14 protein-coding genes are annotated in these 17,473 nt (G+C 48.5%); 11 read left to right on the plus strand and 3 right to left on the minus strand.

Annotated elements, in window-relative coordinates:
- Positions 1–35 precede the first annotated feature (35 nt).
- Positions 36–878, minus strand: a complete 843-nt coding sequence (locus tag QMA09_RS01165) for a MerR family transcriptional regulator (RefSeq protein ID WP_290211705.1) — start codon at positions 876–878, stop codon at positions 36–38.
- 697 nt (positions 879–1,575) lie between these two features.
- Here QMA09_RS01165 and QMA09_RS01170 point away from each other — a divergent pair.
- Genes QMA09_RS01170 through QMA09_RS01180 form a run of 3 tightly spaced genes read left to right on the plus strand, consistent with a single transcriptional unit; the run spans position 1,576 to position 5,459 of the window.
- A complete protein-coding gene (locus QMA09_RS01170; RefSeq protein ID WP_290211706.1) occupies positions 1,576–3,057 on the plus strand; it encodes an aldehyde dehydrogenase family protein in 1,482 nt (493 codons plus the stop codon).
- A 19-nt stretch (positions 3,058–3,076) separates the two neighbouring features.
- Positions 3,077–4,240 (plus strand): saccharopine dehydrogenase family protein, encoded by a 1,164-nt coding sequence (locus QMA09_RS01175; protein WP_290211707.1) that lies wholly within the window; start codon positions 3,077–3,079, stop codon positions 4,238–4,240.
- Between the two features lie 25 nt (positions 4,241–4,265).
- Complete coding sequence (locus QMA09_RS01180) at positions 4,266–5,459, plus strand: acyl-CoA dehydrogenase family protein (protein ID WP_135500129.1); 1,194 nt, start codon at positions 4,266–4,268, stop codon at positions 5,457–5,459.
- A 60-nt stretch (positions 5,460–5,519) separates the two neighbouring features.
- On the opposite strand, the gene QMA09_RS01185 is transcribed toward QMA09_RS01180, so the two are convergent.
- On the minus strand, positions 5,520–6,437 hold the full coding sequence (locus tag QMA09_RS01185) for a diacylglycerol/lipid kinase family protein (RefSeq protein WP_290211708.1): 918 nt from the start codon (positions 6,435–6,437) through the stop codon (positions 5,520–5,522).
- Between the two features lie 104 nt (positions 6,438–6,541).
- Between QMA09_RS01185 and QMA09_RS01190 the strand changes: the two genes are divergently transcribed.
- The 5 genes from QMA09_RS01190 (at position 6,542) to QMA09_RS01210 (ending at position 12,543) form a co-directional block, all read left to right on the plus strand.
- Complete coding sequence (locus tag QMA09_RS01190) at positions 6,542–7,738, plus strand: alanyl-tRNA editing protein (RefSeq protein WP_290211709.1); 1,197 nt, start codon at positions 6,542–6,544, stop codon at positions 7,736–7,738.
- Positions 7,739–7,795: 57 nt separating this feature from the next.
- Positions 7,796–9,958 (plus strand): beta-propeller domain-containing protein, encoded by a 2,163-nt coding sequence (locus tag QMA09_RS01195; protein WP_290211710.1) that lies wholly within the window; start codon positions 7,796–7,798, stop codon positions 9,956–9,958.
- Between the two features lie 93 nt (positions 9,959–10,051).
- Positions 10,052–11,191: a zinc-dependent alcohol dehydrogenase gene (locus tag QMA09_RS01200; RefSeq protein ID WP_135500132.1), complete on the plus strand. Its 1,140-nt coding sequence runs from the start codon at positions 10,052–10,054 to the stop codon at positions 11,189–11,191.
- 85 nt (positions 11,192–11,276) lie between these two features.
- Positions 11,277–12,062, plus strand: a complete 786-nt coding sequence (locus QMA09_RS01205) for a threonine/serine exporter family protein (RefSeq protein WP_290211711.1) — start codon at positions 11,277–11,279, stop codon at positions 12,060–12,062.
- A 13-nt stretch (positions 12,063–12,075) separates the two neighbouring features.
- Complete coding sequence (locus QMA09_RS01210) at positions 12,076–12,543, plus strand: threonine/serine exporter family protein (protein WP_135500134.1); 468 nt, start codon at positions 12,076–12,078, stop codon at positions 12,541–12,543.
- Positions 12,544–12,566: 23 nt separating this feature from the next.
- Here QMA09_RS01210 and QMA09_RS01215 read toward each other — a convergent pair whose 3' ends face one another.
- Positions 12,567–14,588 (minus strand): bifunctional diguanylate cyclase/phosphodiesterase, encoded by a 2,022-nt coding sequence (locus QMA09_RS01215; RefSeq protein ID WP_290211712.1) that lies wholly within the window; start codon positions 14,586–14,588, stop codon positions 12,567–12,569.
- Positions 14,589–14,784: 196 nt separating this feature from the next.
- Between QMA09_RS01215 and QMA09_RS01220 the strand changes: the two genes are divergently transcribed.
- From QMA09_RS01220 to QMA09_RS01230, 3 genes are read left to right on the plus strand one after another with little or no spacing between them, the layout of a single operon-like run.
- On the plus strand, positions 14,785–15,333 hold the full coding sequence (locus QMA09_RS01220; protein ID WP_290211713.1) for a copper resistance CopC family protein: 549 nt from the start codon (positions 14,785–14,787) through the stop codon (positions 15,331–15,333).
- Positions 15,330–16,379 (plus strand): copper resistance D family protein, encoded by a 1,050-nt coding sequence (locus QMA09_RS01225; RefSeq protein WP_290211714.1) that lies wholly within the window; start codon positions 15,330–15,332, stop codon positions 16,377–16,379. The genes QMA09_RS01220 and QMA09_RS01225 overlap by 4 nt, the downstream gene beginning before the upstream one ends.
- 59 nt (positions 16,380–16,438) lie before the next feature.
- Positions 16,439–17,350, plus strand: a complete 912-nt coding sequence (locus QMA09_RS01230) for a DMT family transporter (protein WP_290211715.1) — start codon at positions 16,439–16,441, stop codon at positions 17,348–17,350.
- Positions 17,351–17,473 lie beyond the last annotated feature (123 nt).

Here is a 17,473-nt window from a genome sequence, read left to right on the forward strand (position 1 = left end):
TGTCTTTTCCGCAATTGCTGCAGGGGCCGATGAGTTCACGCATCTTGTAAAGCAGCCGCGTAAACGTACATGGCTTCCTTCAAGTAAGTTGAAAGGCCTTTTCCATGCTGGTCGATATTGTTTGCGAAACGGCTGTCAGACGCGTATAAATCTGCAAGGCCGCGGAACATTCGTGGCGTGCAATCGTAAAAGCGGTTTAAGAGCGTGTAATACGCCTTCATCTCAACCTGCACTTCTGGCGCATCGGCAGGCAGATGCATTAATGCTGCAACCGCATTATAAATCCGGTTTCCTTCGCGGTTGATCTCATCCAAATCTTCTTCTTCTTTTTCAGGCTTTGCCGTTTCCACCTGTTCAGGTTCTTCGATCGCGGCGGCTTCGTCGATTACTGCCATATTCACAAGTACTTCCGCTTCTTCTGCAGCATCAATGCTTTCTTCAGACACTTCATCTTCCAAGAGTTCTGGGATCTCCATTTTGTATTTTGAGATATCGTCTCCATTTTTCTTGTCAGCGAAGGCTGCGAAACGGTCTTCATTGGAAAGTGTTTCCGCACCTGCATTTTCCAGCAACGTCATTTCTGCGCTTTGAATCAGTGATTCCATGCGCTCTTTTTTCAAGCGCAAAAACTCAATGTGCTGCGCCAATGCGAAGTTCGCATCAAAGCCCTGGGCTACAATTTCCTGTATTTTTTTCAAAGAGAAGCCTAGTTCTTTGAAAAACAGGATATGCTGCAACAGCTTCAAATCTTCGTCGTTATAGTAACGGTAACGGTTAGAACCGATATTTGAGGGCTTGAGCAGCCCGATACTGTCGTAATGATGGAGTGTGCGAACACTGACTCCTGCAATCTTTGCCACTTCCTGTACTTTGTACATGACTATCACCTCTAATTACTGATTAGACTATGACGAACCGTTAGTGTCAATAGAATACGGAGAAATTCTTTTAAATGGCACAAACTACACAACCCGGCAGGGGAACGCACTTTCTAATTCGGGTCTATTATCTTAATTAATATTCGCAGGGTGAACTATAGATTCTAATTGCTGATATTCCGCAAAACAGCTGCGCTTGCCGCGGGCGAGCGCCAAGCCTCCTCAGTCGCTTCGAAAACCGGTGCTCCTGCATCGCTTCGCTAGCTTCGTCGCAAATGATTGGCTAAATTCCATTTGGCCAATCATTCCCTGCGGGGTCTCGGTTGTCTCGCTTTCCCGCAGGCAAGATATTGGCCGAAGCTAGCGAGGCCATGTCTTTGCGACGAAGCGCCAAGCGCTGCAGGAGCAGAAAGGTTTTCTCCGCTGTTTTGCTCCATATCGAAAGATATCTTAGCTGAGGCGCGTCAAAGGGCTTGGCAACTCCTTTGCGACGAGCTTGCGCAGGAGCAATTGTCTTTGCTCTGCCTAAAGCGTCCGAAGCGGTGTATAAAATATTTATTCTTTTGTTCAATTTCTAGAAATATTATATAGAAAGAAAATTCTAATATTTCTCATTAAAGCTGGCAGTTTCAAAATCCGTATGAAATAATGACTATGATAGGGGTTTCAAATACGGCGTGCCAAGGAGGAATGGGAAATGAAATTGACGAATTACGTGAACGGCGAATGGCAGGAAGCGGTTAATTCAGATTTTACTCCAGTACTGAATCCAGCAACGGGCGAACAATTGGCTCAAGTCCAAATGTCTACAGCTGCAGATGTAGAAGCGGCGGCCCGGGCGGCAAAAACAGCGCAGAAGAAATGGGCGAAAGTTCCAGCACCCAAACGAGCGGATTATTTATATGAAATTGGACGGTTGATGAAGGAAGATAAAGAACATTTGGCGCAAGTATTGACCAAGGAGATGGGCAAAGTCATCGAAGAAGCACGCGGCGAAGTTCAGGAAGGCATAGACATGGCTTTTTACATGGCTGGCGAAGGGCGCCGCATGTTCGGCGAAACGACGCCATCTGAACTGGCAGACAAATTTGCGATGAGCGTCCGTTCTCCAATCGGGGTTGTCGGCTTGATCACTCCTTGGAACTTTCCGGTTGCGATTGCGACATGGAAGTCGTTTCCGGCTATCGTAGCGGGCAATGCGTTTCTCTGGAAGCCGGCAACAGAAACGCCGATGATGGCTTTTGAAATGGCTAAAATCTTCGAGGCCGCAGGTTTGCCTCCAGGCGTGGCGAATATTGTATTCGGCTCTGGCGCTGAAGTCGGCACAGCAATGATCGAACATCCGGATATCAAAGTGATTTCGTTTACAGGTTCAACAGAGACTGGCCGCAAAGTGGCTGAGGCCGGAGGGCGGAACCTGAAGAAAGTATCGCTGGAAATGGGCGGCAAGAATGCCGTGATTGTCATGGACGACGCAGATTTGGATCTTGCAGTCGAAGGAATCTTATGGAGCGCATACGGAACAGCTGGCCAGCGATGCACAGCTTGCAGCCGGGTCATTGTCCATAAGGGCATAAAAGATGAACTGCAAAGAAGGCTGCTTGAAAAAGTGGAAATGCTAACGGTAGGAGATGGATTGGATGAAACGGTCAAAGTCGGCCCGGTCATCAATAAAAAAGCATTAGAGAAAATCCATTCCTATGTAGAGATCGGCCAGCAGGAAGGTGCAAAATTGCTGGTGGGCGGAGCGGTTTTGAACGATGCACCGCTGGATAAAGGAAACTATTACGCTCCGACAGTGTTTACGGATGTGCTGCCGGATATGCGGATCGCGCAAGAGGAAATTTTCGGTCCGGTCGTATCAATCATCGAGGTGTCGAGCTTTGAAGAGGCGATTGAAGTGAATAATGGCGTCATATATGGCTTATCCAGTTCAATTTACACTAGCGATGTCAATCGGGCTTTCAAAGCGCAAAGGGATTTGGATACGGGAATCGTCTACATCAACGCAGGGACCACTGGCGCGGAAATCCATTTGCCATTCGGCGGGACGAAAGGGACCGGCAACGGCCATCGCGATTCAGGGGTTGCGGCGCTCGACGTCTTTACAGAGTGGAAGAGCGTATACATTGATTTCAGCGGCAAGTTGCAGCGTGCGCAAATCGACAACGAAATCTGATTAAAGAGGAGGCGTCGGCATGAAAATCGCGGTATTGGGTGCAGGGTTGATGGGCAAGCAGGCAGCAGGGGACTTGGCTGCCAATAGCGAAGTGGAAAAAGTGTTTTTGGCAGATCTCCATCCAGCCCAGGCTGAGCTGTTCAAGCAACAGCTGGGCAGCGATAAAGTCGAAGTTCTTTACTTGGATGCTCATGACGATCTGCAGCTTTTGGCCATCATGGAAAAGGCTGACGTGGTCATCAACGCCTTATTTTACACCTTCAATGAGAAGGTAGCCCGTCTTGCCGTGCAATGCGGAGTCCATTCTGTGGACCTGGGCGGCCATATCGGCGGAGCTACTGACGCCGTTTTGTCGCTGCATGAACAAGCGGAGCAGCGCGGCGTGACGCTCATTCCGGATTTGGGTGTGGCTCCCGGAATGATGAATATATTGGTTGGGCATGGAGCCAGTAAATTGGATCAAGTCCATGAAATCCGGATTTTTGTCGGCGGAATACCGGTGAAACCCGAACCGCCATTAATGTACAATCATGTTTTTTCATTGGAAGGCGTATTCGACCATTATACGGACCCGTCGTTTGTCATCCGCGAAGGGCGTGAACAGGAAGTCGCTTCGCTGTCGGAAATCGAGTTTGTCCAATTCGAGGGTTTTGGGGAACTTGAAGCTTTCCATACATCTGGCGGAACATCTACGCTTATCGACACGTTCAGCGACGTCGATACATTGGAGTATAAAACGGTTCGCTATAAAGGGCATGCCGAAAAGTTCCAAATCCTCGTCGACCTCGGATTCACGGATCGGGAAAAAACGGTAAATGTGAACGGGCTTATCGTGAAGCCGCGGGACGTTTTGCGTGAAGTGCTGAAGCCGCTTACGGAACTTGGCGATAAACAGGATGCTGTTTTATTGCGCGTTATGGTGTCGGGCACCAAAGAAGGCGAAGGGCTTACCTATGAATACAATATGATCACAATGAGGGAAGATGCGGGGGTCACCGCTATGGCGCGGGCAACTGCCTATACGATTTCAGTTGTGGCGCAGATGATCGGCAGCGGCATTATCGATAAGCGAGGTTCTTATCCGCCTGAAATGATCGTGCCAGGCGATGAATACATCGCGGAAATGGCGAAGCGCGGAGTTCTCATCAAAGAAACAGTGCATCGTTCCGCGTATCAGAATTAAAAAAACCGCATAAGGGGGAACGGCTATGGACTTCGAATTCACTCAAGAACAGCAGCTGCTTCGGAAAACCGTCAGGCATTTTGTCGATGAAGAAATCATTCCGTATATAGCTGGATGGGATGCAGCCGGTGCTTTTGATCCGGCCATCTGGACGCGGCTGAAAGATATGGGCCTTATGGGTGTATGCATACCGGAAAAATACGGCGGCAGCGGCATGGATTATAATTCGCTGGCGATTATTTGTGAAGAATTGGAACGGGGAGACACGGCTTTCCGCACGGCGGTTTCCGTCCATACGGGCCTTAATTCGATGTCCCTTTTGCAATGGGGGACCGAGCAGCAGAAAGAGCAATACCTCGTTCCCCAAGCAAAAGGTGAGAAAATCGGGGCATTCGGCCTGACGGAACCGGGCGCAGGCTCAGATGTCGCGGCTTTGGCTTCGACAGCAGTGAGAGACGGCGAGCATTATATTTTGAATGGCCAGAAAACCTGGATTTCGTTATGCGACGCTGCCGACCATTTCATCGTTTTCGCTTATACCGACAAAGAGAAAAAGCATAAAGGAATCAGCGCGTTTATCGTCGAGCGGACATGGGAAGGGTTTTCTTCTAAAGCGCTAAAAGGAAAGTACGGCATCCGCTCCGGCAATACCGGAGAATTATTCTTCGATGATTTGCGGGTGCCGGTTGAAAACTTGTTGGGGCAAGAAGGAGAAGGCTTTAAAATCGCCATGTCGGCGCTTGATAATGGCCGCTTTACGGTTGCTGCTGGTGCTTGCGGCTTGCTGATGGCTTGCATAGAGGAAAGCGTCAAATACTGCCATAGCCGTTCGACATTCGGGAAACCGATCGGCGAGCACCAGCTTGTCCAGCAGATGCTCGCCAATATGGAGGCCGGCTATCAAATGAGCAGGCTGCTTGTCTACCGCGCAGGCGAGATGAAAAATCAAGGAAAGCGCAACACACGGGAAACATCGCTGGCAAAATGGCAGGCTTGTGATTTTGCCAATAAAGCGGCGGATGATGCGGTTCAGATCCACGGCGCTTATGGCTATACGGACGAATATCCGGTTGCCCGCTTCTTGCGGAACTCGAAAGCTCCGGTCATTTACGAAGGCACGCGCGAAATCCATACGCTCATGCAAGCGGATTATGTTCTCGGCAACCGCCAGGACAAGAAATTGAATCACATGCTGCCGCAATGGCCGTTTGAAGAATAAAAGAGCCGTACGCCAGGTCATGGCAAATGACTTGGCGTACGGCTTTTTCTATGGAATCGATTAATCAGGAATGCTGTCAAATGAAGGCTTCGGCACCAGCATCTGAAGTTTCTTCGGTTGGATTTGAATATCGAGCGGCGTCTTCAAGTAAATTTCACCGTCTGTATCCACTTCTTTTTCTTCATCTGTCCAAATTTTGATGTGCTGTCCTTGGAAATGCGCGATGTGCTCCAGTTCATCTGGCGTCACATCAGGTTTGGCAAGCGAAAACCATTCGCGGATCGCAGTGAGTGTCGAAGACTGGATTATGAACACATCAAGCAAGCCGTCGGAAGGGCTGATCGAATCCATCGGAAACATATGTGTACCGATGGATTTTCCATTCATGATCAATGCGGCAACCCCTTCTTCCACGGATTGGACGCCATCGATTTCGAGATGGATCGGAAAAGGAATCGATTGGCGCATTGTCTGCAGCGCACTCATGAAATAACTGATTTTACCGTAGCGCTCTTTTAAATCAGGGTCAATGTTCAAAGACGTATCGGTAATCAATCCGAGGCCGGCGAAATTCAGGAAAATCCGATGATTGATTTGTGCGGTGTCGATGTCCTGAATATCTCCAGCGGCCAAAGTTTCTGCCGCCTGGTCAAGCAGCAATGGAATCTCCAGTGTCCGGGCAAAATCGTTGCACGTTCCGCTTGGAAGGATTCCAAGTACTGGAGGAGCGTCCATGGTGGAAAGCACTTGTACCGCAATGTGTACGGTGCCGTCTCCTCCAGCGACAAAAAGCGCATCGGCGTTATTGCAGGAGTTGCGGCATGCCGCTTCGAATTCTTCTGGTGATGCTGTTTGAATCAGCTCAAGATGTTTTGACGCCCGCGCGAGAGCGGGAACAGCCAAAGGGATTACCGTGTCTGTCGTTGCCGCTCCAGCTGCGCCGTTATACAATAATATGGAACGTTCAAATCTCGGCATGCTTGCTACCTCCTAAAATCTCTTGTAATGATTCATTTCCACTAAACGGAGATCCCTAAACAACAGAAGGCTGCATACTGAAGCAGCGGAAAGAAGGAACGATAATGACATTGAAAATGTATTATGGCGACCCGGAAATTGCGCAGGCCACAGTGGAAGTAATTGGGTCGGGACAGGACGAAAAAGGGCAATACATACTAACGAACCAAACAATCTTCTATCCGGAAGGCGGCGGACAACCTGCAGACACCGGCTTCATTGGCGGCGCTGCAGTACTGGACGTCCAATCTTCGCAGGAGGAGATCCGGCATTATACGGATATGTCGCTTAGCAACGGGGAATACCCGGCGCAGCTGGACTGGAACAAGCGCTTTGACCATATGCAGCAGCATGCTGGCCAGCACGTGCTGAGTGCCGTGTTTGCTGACCGGCATAATTTGCATACTACGAGCTTTCATCTTGGGGAAGAACGTGTGTCGATTGATTTGGACGCTGCTGAAATTCCACAGGAAGTTCTCGCTGCTGCGGAAGCTGCGGCAAATGATGTCATACGCCGCCATTTGCCGATCACTACGGAGTGGGTGACGGAAGAGCAGGCTAAATCCATGCCCTTAAGAAAACCGCCTGCAGTGAAAGGAGACATTCGGCTCGTAAAAATCGATGGTGTCGACTTGAACGCCTGCGGAGGCACCCATCCTAAAAACACTTCTGACATAGGCCTCATTAAAATTATTACTGCTGAGAAGGCGAAAGGCGGCACACGGGTTTATTTTTTATGTGGAGGGCGGGCATTCGGCCATTTCAAATTGCTGATTGAAACCACTGATGAACTGGTGCGCCAGCTAAATTCCCCGTTGAAGGATTTGCCGGGTGCTGCTGATGCGTTGCTTGAAGAAAAAGCGGCAATCGAAAAAGAATTAAAAGACACGCGTTCAAAATTATTGGAAGCGGAATCTTTCGGCATACAATCAGCGGCAAATACGGCTACTGCAGAGCGTATATTTTACAACCGCCCAGTAAAAGAACTCCAGCAATTGGCGCGTATGGTTGCAGCGCGCGAAAAACATTCATACATACTCCTTTTATCGGCAGAAGGCAAAGGCGTGCGATTTGTCTGTGCAAAAGGGGAAGAGGCACAGGGAGATATGCGGGAGGTGCTGGGAGAGTTGCTGGCATTGACGGATGGCAAAGGCGGCGGAAATCCGGGATTTGTACAAGGCGGCGGGAATTCGGAGTGCGAAAATGAGCAGTTTATCTGCACATTCCAAAAGGCTGTAAAAAAGTTCCGGGAAAATCTGTAACTTTTTCCTGTGGCTAGTGTCTAATTGGAAAAGAAGCCTTGAAAGGCGGGGTCGGTTGTGAAGAAAAGAGGGATATGGCTATTGGCTGCAGTATTGTTTGCGGCCATCGCAATTGCAGGCGTTTTGATGTTCGATAAAGTGACTGTCAATGCACCCGCGCTCGCTTTGACTGAGCAAGGATGGCGCGCGAATTTCTCATCCGCAGTCCAAGGAAATGCGATCGAAAAAGGTGATATTTATCTGACGGATGCGGAAGGGAATCGGGTGGAAGCTTCAATGGAATTGCGGCCAAATGGAAAAACCATTGAAATTTCGCAGCTTCCGGCTGGGCAATACGAGCTTCACATCAAGGAATCAGCAATCAAAGGAAGCTTTTTCAAATCACTTGACCGAAAAGAGCTCACTTTTTCTGTCCAGGAAGAAATCCAGACATTGACGGATGCTGAAGAGTTGAGAGCATATTTCGCCCAAGTACTGGCGCTGCAGCAAAGCAATGAAGAAGACGGCATTTTCACAGACAAAAGCGGTGCCACAGAAGAGTCTGCGGACAGCGGAAGCGGAGAAGCCAGCGGAGAAGGCGGGAATGGCGGCGATTACTCGACCACCAATAAACAAGTTGAAGGTGTGGATGAAGCCGATTTGGTGAAAACCGATGGGTCATTCATTTATTCAATCAGCGAAAATCGCGTCATTATTACGGATGTCCGAAATCCGGACGAATTGGCTGTGGCGGATGAACTGGTTTTCGAGAAAGAATTATATCCGCAGCAATTGTTCTTGAACGATGGCGTTCTTGTGGTAATCGGCAGCAAGTATTCGATTATGCCGATGGATGGCATGGAACGTGAATATTTTCCGCATATGGGAATGACAACCGTACACCTTTACGACATTGATAATCCGGCATCGCCGGAATTGCTGAGGGAGTTCGGGACGGAAGGAAATTTGAATGGCGCAAGGCTGGCTGGCAATGTCTTATACTATGTCACCAATGTCTACCCGGATTTCTGGATCATGGAGCAGCAAAATGATGCGGAATTGCGTCCCCATACCTACGACTCGAAAAATGGCGGTACGCTGACACCGATGCCCTATGACAGCCTTTCCATCCTGCCTGGAACAATGGAAGGCAGCTATAGTGTCATATCAACTATCGATTTGGCGGAGCCTTCCCAGAACGACATTAGCACGAAAGGATTTTTAGGCGGCAGCGAGCAAATGTATATGTCGAAAGACCACCTCTATTTGACAGCAGCCGCTTATATTCCAGCAGAAAGCGAAGACGGCACAGTGACCGACAGCAATGCCGACATTGCAATCTGGATGCCGCAGACGGCAAATACAGAGATTTTCAAATTTGCATTGGAAGGGACAGATGTCCAATTCATAGCCTCTAGCGAAGTGGCGGGTTCACTTTTGAACCAGTTTTCCATGGATGAACACAATGGCTATTTCCGTATAGCAACAACTGAAGGGTTTGCCTGGAATGTTAATGAACCCTCGAAAAACCATCTGTTCATTCTGGATGCTGGCATGAAACAGGTTGGAGCAGTGGAAGATTTGGCAAAAGGAGAGCGGATCTATTCAGCCCGTTTTATCGGAGACAAAGCATATATGGTGACGTTCAAAGAAACCGATCCCTTGTTTGTCATCGATGTATCCGCGCCATCCGCGCCAAAAGTGCTGGGCGAGCTGAAAATTCCCGGGTTCTCGAATTATCTTCATCCGTTGGATGAAAACCACTTGATCGGGTTTGGTGCTGATACGAAGCTGGAACCGGTGAAAGGCGGAGAGCCGCGGGTGGTGACCGGCGGCATGAAAATCTCGCTTTTTGATATCAGTGATTTTTCGAACCCTCAGGAAAAAGACAACGAAATCATTGGCGGTCCCGGAACTTATTCCCAGCTGCAATACGACCACAAAGCGCTGTTCATCCATCCGGAAAAGAACCTATACGGCTTTCCGCTGACGATGTACAGTGAAACAGATGGCAAGTATGTGGAGTTCGAAGGTGAAGGTGCGATGATTTACACGATAACTCCTGACGGCATTACAGAAGCGGCCAATCTAATATCACCGTCCGATATGCAATATGAAGATTGGGCGAAAAGCGTGCAGCGTATCCTGTATAGCGGCGACAACCTCTATACCGTGGCCAATAGCGAAGTGAAAAGCTATAAACTCGAAACCTTTGAATTGAAAGACACATTGGCCTATTAGCCGTCCGCACATCCGGAATTTCCGGATGTGCGGTTTTTTATTCAGAAAATCAGGGAAGTACTATAGTATTCTAAAAATTTTGGAGGCGATTGGATGAAAGCAGTAACGTTCCAAGGTGTAAAAGACATGCAAGTGAAAAACGTCAAGGACCCAGAGATTGAGAAAAAAGACGATATTGTTGTCAAAATAACTTCTTCCGCTATTTGTGGCTCGGATTTGCATATTTATCAAGGCGCCTTGCCTGCGCGAAAAGATTACGTCATCGGCCATGAACCGATGGGCATTGTCGAAGAAGTCGGCCCCGAAGTGACAAAAGTGAAAAAAGGCGACCGCATCGTGCTGCCATTCAACGTCAGCTGCGGCCACTGCTTCTATTGCGACCATGACATGGAAAGCCAATGCGACAATTCAAATGGCAACCCTCATTTCGATACCGGCGGCTATTTCGGATTTACTGAACGCTATGGCGATTATTCCGGCGGGCAAGCGGAATACCTGCGTGTGCCGTACGGCAACTTCATGCCGTTTGTCATTCCTGAATCTTCCGAGCTTGAAGATGAATCGGTGCTATTCCTTTCGGACGTTCTGCCGACTGCCTGGTGGAGTGTTGAAAATGCCGGCGTAAAACCGGGTGACACAGTCGTGGTTCTTGGCTGTGGGCCAATCGGCTTGATGACCCAGAAATTCGCTTGGATGAAAGGCGCAAAACGCGTCATCGCAGTGGATGAAATTCCATACCGTATGGAAAAAGCCAAACGCATGAATAACGTGGAAGTGTTCGATTTCAGCCAATACGACAATATGGGTGCGCACATCCATGAACTGACAAGCGGCGGCGCGCAAGTAGTCATTGATTGCGTCGGCATGGATGGCAAAAAATCGGCGGCAGAAGCAATCCAGCAGAAATTAATGCTGCAGGGCGGTACATTGAGCGCAATTGATATCGCAAAAGATGCAGTCGCCAAATTCGGGACAATCCAGTTAACCGGCGTCTACGGCCAGAAATACAACCAATTCCCGCTCGGCAATATTTTCGAGCGCAACGTAACGATGAAAATGGGCCAAGCACCGGTCATCCACTTGATGCCGATGCTGTACGAGAAAATCGAGAAAGGCGAATTTGATCCGCGTGAAATCATTTCGCACATCATGCCGCTTGAACAGGCAGCGGATGCTTATAAGATTTTCAATGACCACACAGACGACTGCACGAAGGTCGTCCTGAAACCGTAAGCTCAATAGAATTCAAGTTTCCCAATAATCTAAAAAAACGCTCCGCCTATGCGGAGCGTTTTAATTTTTGTCCGGATGCGTTATCATGAGGAATAATACAGAAGGGGGAGAGCCTGTGACTCAAATAGGTGAAACTAGACGCGAGCTTGCCCTCGATTGTTTTCTGTTGGCCGGCAAGCTGTTGATGGAGAATGGCGCGGAAACTTACCGTGTTGAAGATACAATGATTCGCATGGCCATATCACAGAAAATGACAGACTCCCATTGTTTTGTAACACCCACCGGCCTCATGTTTTCCCCGAGTGACGAGCTGGCGACGCGCTTTGTGCGCATCAATAGCCGCCGCACCGACCTGGAGCGTGTTGCATTAGTGAATTCGGTGTCCAGGAAATTGGTGGCTGGTGAATTGTCGCTGGCAGAGGCATACGAAGAATTGAAAACTATCGACCGGACCAATTATATGTTCAATATATGGCTTCAGATTCTGGCGGCTGCGACGGCGAGCGGATGTTTCCTGATCTTGCTGGGCGGCAATTGGAGTGATTTGCCGTTCGCTTTTGTTTTCGGCGGAACGGGCTTTATCATAGTGGAAACAATTTTGGAGAAAACGCGGGTGAAATTTTTTGCGGAATTTGTCGGAGCGTTGGCCATTGGTGTGTTCGCGCTGCTAGCCGTCTATTCCGGCTTCGGCAAAAATCTGGACACGATCATTATCGGTTCGATTATGCCGCTTGTACCGGGCCTGCTGATTACAAACGCTGTTCGCGATTTGATGGCTGGGCATTTCGTTTCGGGCCTTTCCAAAGGAGCGGAAGCATTTCTGACAGCGTTCGCCATTGGAGCCGGCATCGCGCTTGTATTGTCATTTTAAAAGGAGGGGTTCAATGAACTGGCCATTAGAAGCGTTTTTAAGTTTTCTGGCAGCAGCGTCGTTCGGCGTTATTTTCAATACGCCGAGAAGGACGTTGCTTAGCTGTGGGCTGGTAGGCATGACGGGCTGGCTGATTTACCGGACAGGCGTCATTTTCCTCGACGACCCCGTACAGGCGACTTTTGCGGGTGCATTCGGCGTGGCGCTGGCAGCGCATCTGCTGGCGAAAAAATTCAAGATGCCCATGATCATTTTCAGTGTGGCAGGGATCATCCCGCTTGTGCCGGGCAGCAAGGCATATAATGCCATGCGCAATATCGTGGAGAATAATTATCTGGAGGCCATAACCTTTGCTTCTGAAGCATTGATGATATCAGGCGCTGTCGCGATGGGGTTGGTATTCGCGGAAGTATTGATGCAAATAGTCTTTAAGCAAATGGCCAAGCGCGTCCAAAAGAAAATCGGCATGACCCAGAATTGACTGGGGCATGCCGATTTTTTTTATCATGTTGTTTCTGAAACTTTCAGCCATTTCTCCAGATCTGCCGCTGTCATCGGGTAGCCGGAAATGTAGCCTTGGATCAAATCGCAGTCCATGGCGCGCAATAATTCCAGTTGTTCGTTCGTTTCGACGCCTTCCGCAGTGACTTGGAGGTCCAAGCTCTTGCCGAATTGGATCATGCCTTTAATTAGCTTCTGCATTTTTTCCTGTTTCGTGATGGACTTGATAATGGAACGGTCGATTTTTAAGTTGGTGATCGGCAGCATCAGCATATAGCGGAATGCAGCGTAGCCCGTTCCGAAATCATCGAGTGAGAAAGAGATGCCGGCTGCGTTCAGCTGCTGCATCTGCTTAACGATTGACCGTTCGGCTTCTGCTTCCAAAGCGAAGCGTTCGGTGATTTCAATCGCCAACGAAGAAGGGTCGCAGCCATTCAACTGGATCTGCTCAAGGAAAATTTTTGCCATATCCTTATCACGGAACTCCCGGATGGACGTATTAATGCTGACTTTCATATCGATTCCGCGATTCTGCCAGTCTTTCAGCTGCGTACACACCGATTCAAGGACGTAAAGTCCGATTTCGTTGATCATGCCATTTTCTTCGGCGATCGGAATCAGTTCGTCCGGCGTGACAATGCCGATTTCGGAATCTTCCCATCGCACGAGCGCTTCGACACTTTCCACTTTGCCGGTCTTCAAATTGACTTGCGGCTGGTACAGCAAATGCAAATTATGCCGGTCAAGCGCGTGGATCAAGCGTTTTTCAATCAGTGATTTCCGGCTCAAGCGCTCATGGTCATCGGAAGTCAGCGCAGAAATGGCGCTGCCGCCCCGTTCTTTGACTTTTTTGATAGTGGCGTGAGACGCTTTAATCAGGTGCACGAACGATTGCTGGTCTTCAGGATAGCGCGTGATGGCACCGCTGATGGTCATTGGAATCGACAGACCGTCAATATAAATCGGGTGCTGCTGAAGGTAGTAGAGGAACCCTTCGATAAACCAGTTGCTGAGCGGTGTCACTAATGCGAATTCATGCAATCCCGCACGGGTGATGATGGTATCTGAGAAATACATGCGCAGCCGCTTCGTGAATTCGATGAGTAATTCGTTTTCAGTATCGGTGTCCGACACATCGCGAAGTGTATAAAAACGGTCGATATCGAGATAAACAAACGAGAAGTTTTTCTTTTCTTCGATGAATTCATTGACCACTTGCTCTAAGCGATGGCGGTTCTCCAATCCTGTGATAGGATCGATGAAGGCGATTTCTTCCAAGTGGAGCTGAACTTTTTTAGCAGCGGTGATATCCTTTTCAAGGAATATGTAATAAGTGTCATCGCCTTTGATTTGCATCGGAATTGCAGTCAGGTCAACCCAGTATTCTTCGCCGTCTTTTTTCACTTTTCGTGTTTGTCCGTTCCAGACATTGCCGCTCTTCAATGTGGCCACAAGCGTTTCTACAAAACGGATATCCGCGCTTTCTTCACCGAACATCTGCCAGACCGGTTTACCGAGAATCCGTTTTGGCGTCCACTTGCTCAGCTTCAGGAATAAAGGATTTGCATAAGTAATCAAAAATTCCTCATCAAAGTATAAGAGCATGAACGAATTATCCAATCCGCTCCGCAGGCTGTTCAATTCACGGTTTGCCGAACCTTCTTCATCAGCATCATCCACTTCGAAAATCGCCATGATGAATGGTTCATTGTCAGCAGTGAACGCTTTTGTGACGATGGTCGTATACGTCAGCGTTCCGCTTCCTAACCCGACTTCTACATCTTCAAACCGTATCGGATCTTTACTATGTATAACCGTTTCCCAAGAATGCTTATAAAGAGCAGCTCTTTCTGGATTCATATATGGATAAATTTGGCCTTTGATTTTATCGGTTTCGATTTGGAAAACACGTTCTGCATGGCGGCTGCACCATACAACAAGTCCGTCTTTGTCCATAATGATAATGGGAAAAGGGATATGGTTAAAAACGAGATTATCCGCTAACAGTTCTTGTAATTCACTCATTCCATGACGCTCCTTCTCCGTAAATTAATTCCATTAATCCGTAGTCTAATTCCATTATAAAGAAGAAAAGGACTATCGTCATCCTTTTCAAAATATTACCCGTATTTTTTTGTAAGATACAATGACTATGCTTATTTTAACAAGCATGAGAGAATGGGGAAAGAAAAAATGAAAATAAAGAAAAAGAGGGAAAAAAATGAAGAAAATAATTGTGGCAGCATTGCTGCTGATGCTCGTGATGCCTTTCACGGCGCATGCCCATACAGCATTGACATCGTCTAACCCTGCAGAAGGGCAGAAATTGGCTGAAGCCCCGAAGGAACTTGAATTGGCGTTCGGCACAATTATCGAAGAAGGCAGCACGATGACGCTCAAAGGACCGGAAACGGACGTTGCGCTGGATGATATTTCGATTTCTGAAAACGTGATGAAAGGCTTAATCAATGAAGAGTTAGTGAATGGTCAATACATAATTTCGTGGAAAATTATAGGTGAAGATGGCCATCCGATCGAAGGGGAAATCCTATTCAGTTTGGAGGCGCCTTCTGCCGAAGAACCAGTATCGGAAGAACCAGCTGAAGAAGTTATAGAACAAGAGGCAGCTCAAGCAGAGCCCGCCGCAGATCAGCAAAGGGCTGCAGTGGACGAGGAAGAAGGCGGAACCCTCCTGACTATTTTATTGATTGTTGCGGCTGTAATTTTAATAGGGTTCGGCGCTGTCCTGCTGATCAAAAAGAAACGATGAACTTTTTTACTTCGATTTCCGATTTTTTGCTGTATGTGGCATTCTCCATTATTGCGGGCTCGGTGTTGTTGAAATTCATCCCGCACTCCCATAAGCCGGAAATCCGTGAACCGCGGTGGCTGCTGATGTTAAGCGTCATCGGGATTGCGCTGTTTTCGCTGGCGCCGGTCATTGAATTGCTGGTGTTTTTGGATGGCGGTTTCGGGACGTTCTTTGCCATCCTTCTTGATTACCGGACCGGCCACGGCTGGGTGATTACCGCATTGATTTCGCTGCTTCTTGGTATCACGATTTATTTTGGCGGCTCAAAATATATGGCTGCATACTACACACTGGCACTGATTCTGGCTGTCGGATTTTTCAGCCACGCTTCAACCCTCAACTTATGGGGCGGCTTCATCAGCCATACCGTGCATTTCCTGGTACTGGTGTTATGGGCCGGGGTACTATTGCAGGCGGCATGGTTTTCAAATGGCGGGCAATGGGAGCGGTTCTTGGCGTGGTTCACGCCATTTGCCAGTGCCTGTGTCGCGATCTTGCTGATCAGTGGATTTATCATCATGCTATTCTTTGTGGCTCCCGCTGATTACGCCAATTCATGGGTTCTGCCTTACGGCCAGTTGCTGTTGTTGAAACATTTGAGCATTATTCCGCTCTTATTGGCAGCAGCTATCAATGGCTTCTTGAATAAAAAACGCCTTTATCAACAGGCATGGCTGAAAGCCGAGAGCATTTTGCTTCTAGCAACGCTGGCGTTGACCGCGTTCATGAGCAAAGAAGCACCTCCGCACGATGTCAATGAGACATTACGCTTTGAAGGGGCGGCGCCGTTTATTGAAGCGTTCATGGGGCCGGTGTATATTCCAATCAGCGCGGTACCGGATTTTTCATTGAATGGGCTGTTGCTGCTTGGAATTGCGCTTCTTTGTTTGGTGATGGTGCCGCTGTCTTATAAACGCAGCGTGCCTGCCGGATTTTCTGTGCTGTTCGGCATCGGTTTTATCGCGGCCGCGTATGGCGGTTTGATGCTGAGCACCACTTTTTAACGAATGCCAGAAAACCAATCTTCCGGGATTGGTTTTTCCTGTAGAAAGGAAGATTAGCCATGAACCGTATTAAAGGAATTGCGATGATCATCACGGGTTCGGTATTTTGGGGAGCGACCGGCCCGATGATGGAGTGGATGATGCATGAATATAGCTTGACGCCTACATTTGTGTCCACACTGCGCCTGATGCTGGCAGGGGTGATGTTGCTCATCTTTGTGAAAATGAAAGGAGTGAAGGTCACATCGATTTTCAGAGGGCGCATTTGGATCCGGCCACTTGTCCTGTTCTCGATTTTTGGCATGCTCGGTGCGCAATTCACATTTGTTTCAGCCATTGCGGCCAGTGATGCAGTTGTCGCAACGCTGCTCCAATTTTTAGGGCCGATTTACATCATCTTGTTCATTGCGCTGCGCCAAAAAAAATTGCCGCCGCTTTATCAGGTGATCGGCATGGCGGGCACGCTGATGGGGTTGTTCCTGCTCTTGACGAACGGCCGTCCCGATGAGCTGGCCATCAGCGGTGAAGCGCTGTTCTGGGGCATCTTAGTCGGACTGACGTTTTCTTTTTATACCCTATACCCTGCGCGCTTGATGCAGGAATGGGGTGTGCTGCTTGTTGTAGGCTGGTCGATGCTGATTGGCGGACTATTCCTTGCGATTGTGGATCCGGTATTCCTTGCGGATGATTGGGGAAGCCTCATGGATCCAAAAGCGCTCTTGATTTTTCTAGCATTGGTCATTGCAGGGACGCTGGCGTTTGTCCTGTTCCTAAGCAGCATGCGCTTTATCACACCGGTGGAAACGAGCGTGCTGTCAGCGGTAGAGCCGCTTACGGCCATGATTATTTCAGCGTTCTGGTTCCATCAAATACTAGCGCCAACCCAGTTGGCCGGAGCTCTCATCATGCTGGTTTTTGTGACATTCCTGTCGCTGGCCGGCAATGTGAAACTGAAAAAACGCAGAGTCTGATAAGAGAAAAAGCGGCGCTTTACAGAAGCGCCGTTTTTTTTATTTCCAAGGAAATATACTGTCTGTTGTCAGAGAATTATGTCATAATAACAAGATAAAAGTTCGTGTATCGAAATGTTCAAG

The sequence above is a fragment of the Planococcus sp. APC 3906 genome (assembly GCF_030407685.1).
Taxonomy (GTDB): Bacteria; Bacillota; Bacilli; order Bacillales_A; family Planococcaceae; genus Planococcus; species Planococcus koreensis.

Bases quoted from the DNA above. Each gene is read 5' to 3' on its own strand.
- QMA09_RS01165 (WP_290211705.1), bottom strand. From the start codon at position 878: ATGTACAAAGTACAGGAAGTGGCAAAGATTGCAGGAGTCAGTGTTCGC.
- QMA09_RS01170 (WP_290211706.1), top strand. From the start codon at position 1,576: ATGAAATTGACGAATTACGTGAACGGCGAATGGCAGGAAGCGGTTAAT.
- QMA09_RS01175 (WP_290211707.1), top strand. From the start codon at position 3,077: ATGAAAATCGCGGTATTGGGTGCAGGGTTGATGGGCAAGCAGGCAGCA.
- QMA09_RS01180 (WP_135500129.1), top strand. From the start codon at position 4,266: ATGGACTTCGAATTCACTCAAGAACAGCAGCTGCTTCGGAAAACCGTC.
- QMA09_RS01185 (WP_290211708.1), bottom strand. From the start codon at position 6,437: ATGCCGAGATTTGAACGTTCCATATTATTGTATAACGGCGCAGCTGGA.
- QMA09_RS01190 (WP_290211709.1), top strand. From the start codon at position 6,542: ATGACATTGAAAATGTATTATGGCGACCCGGAAATTGCGCAGGCCACA.
- QMA09_RS01200 (WP_135500132.1), top strand. From the start codon at position 10,052: ATGAAAGCAGTAACGTTCCAAGGTGTAAAAGACATGCAAGTGAAAAAC.
- QMA09_RS01205 (WP_290211711.1), top strand. From the start codon at position 11,277: ATGAGGAATAATACAGAAGGGGGAGAGCCTGTGACTCAAATAGGTGAA.
- QMA09_RS01210 (WP_135500134.1), top strand. From the start codon at position 12,076: ATGAACTGGCCATTAGAAGCGTTTTTAAGTTTTCTGGCAGCAGCGTCG.
- QMA09_RS01215 (WP_290211712.1), bottom strand. From the start codon at position 14,588: ATGAGTGAATTACAAGAACTGTTAGCGGATAATCTCGTTTTTAACCAT.
- QMA09_RS01220 (WP_290211713.1), top strand. From the start codon at position 14,785: ATGAAGAAAATAATTGTGGCAGCATTGCTGCTGATGCTCGTGATGCCT.
- QMA09_RS01225 (WP_290211714.1), top strand. From the start codon at position 15,330: ATGAACTTTTTTACTTCGATTTCCGATTTTTTGCTGTATGTGGCATTC.
- QMA09_RS01230 (WP_290211715.1), top strand. From the start codon at position 16,439: ATGAACCGTATTAAAGGAATTGCGATGATCATCACGGGTTCGGTATTT.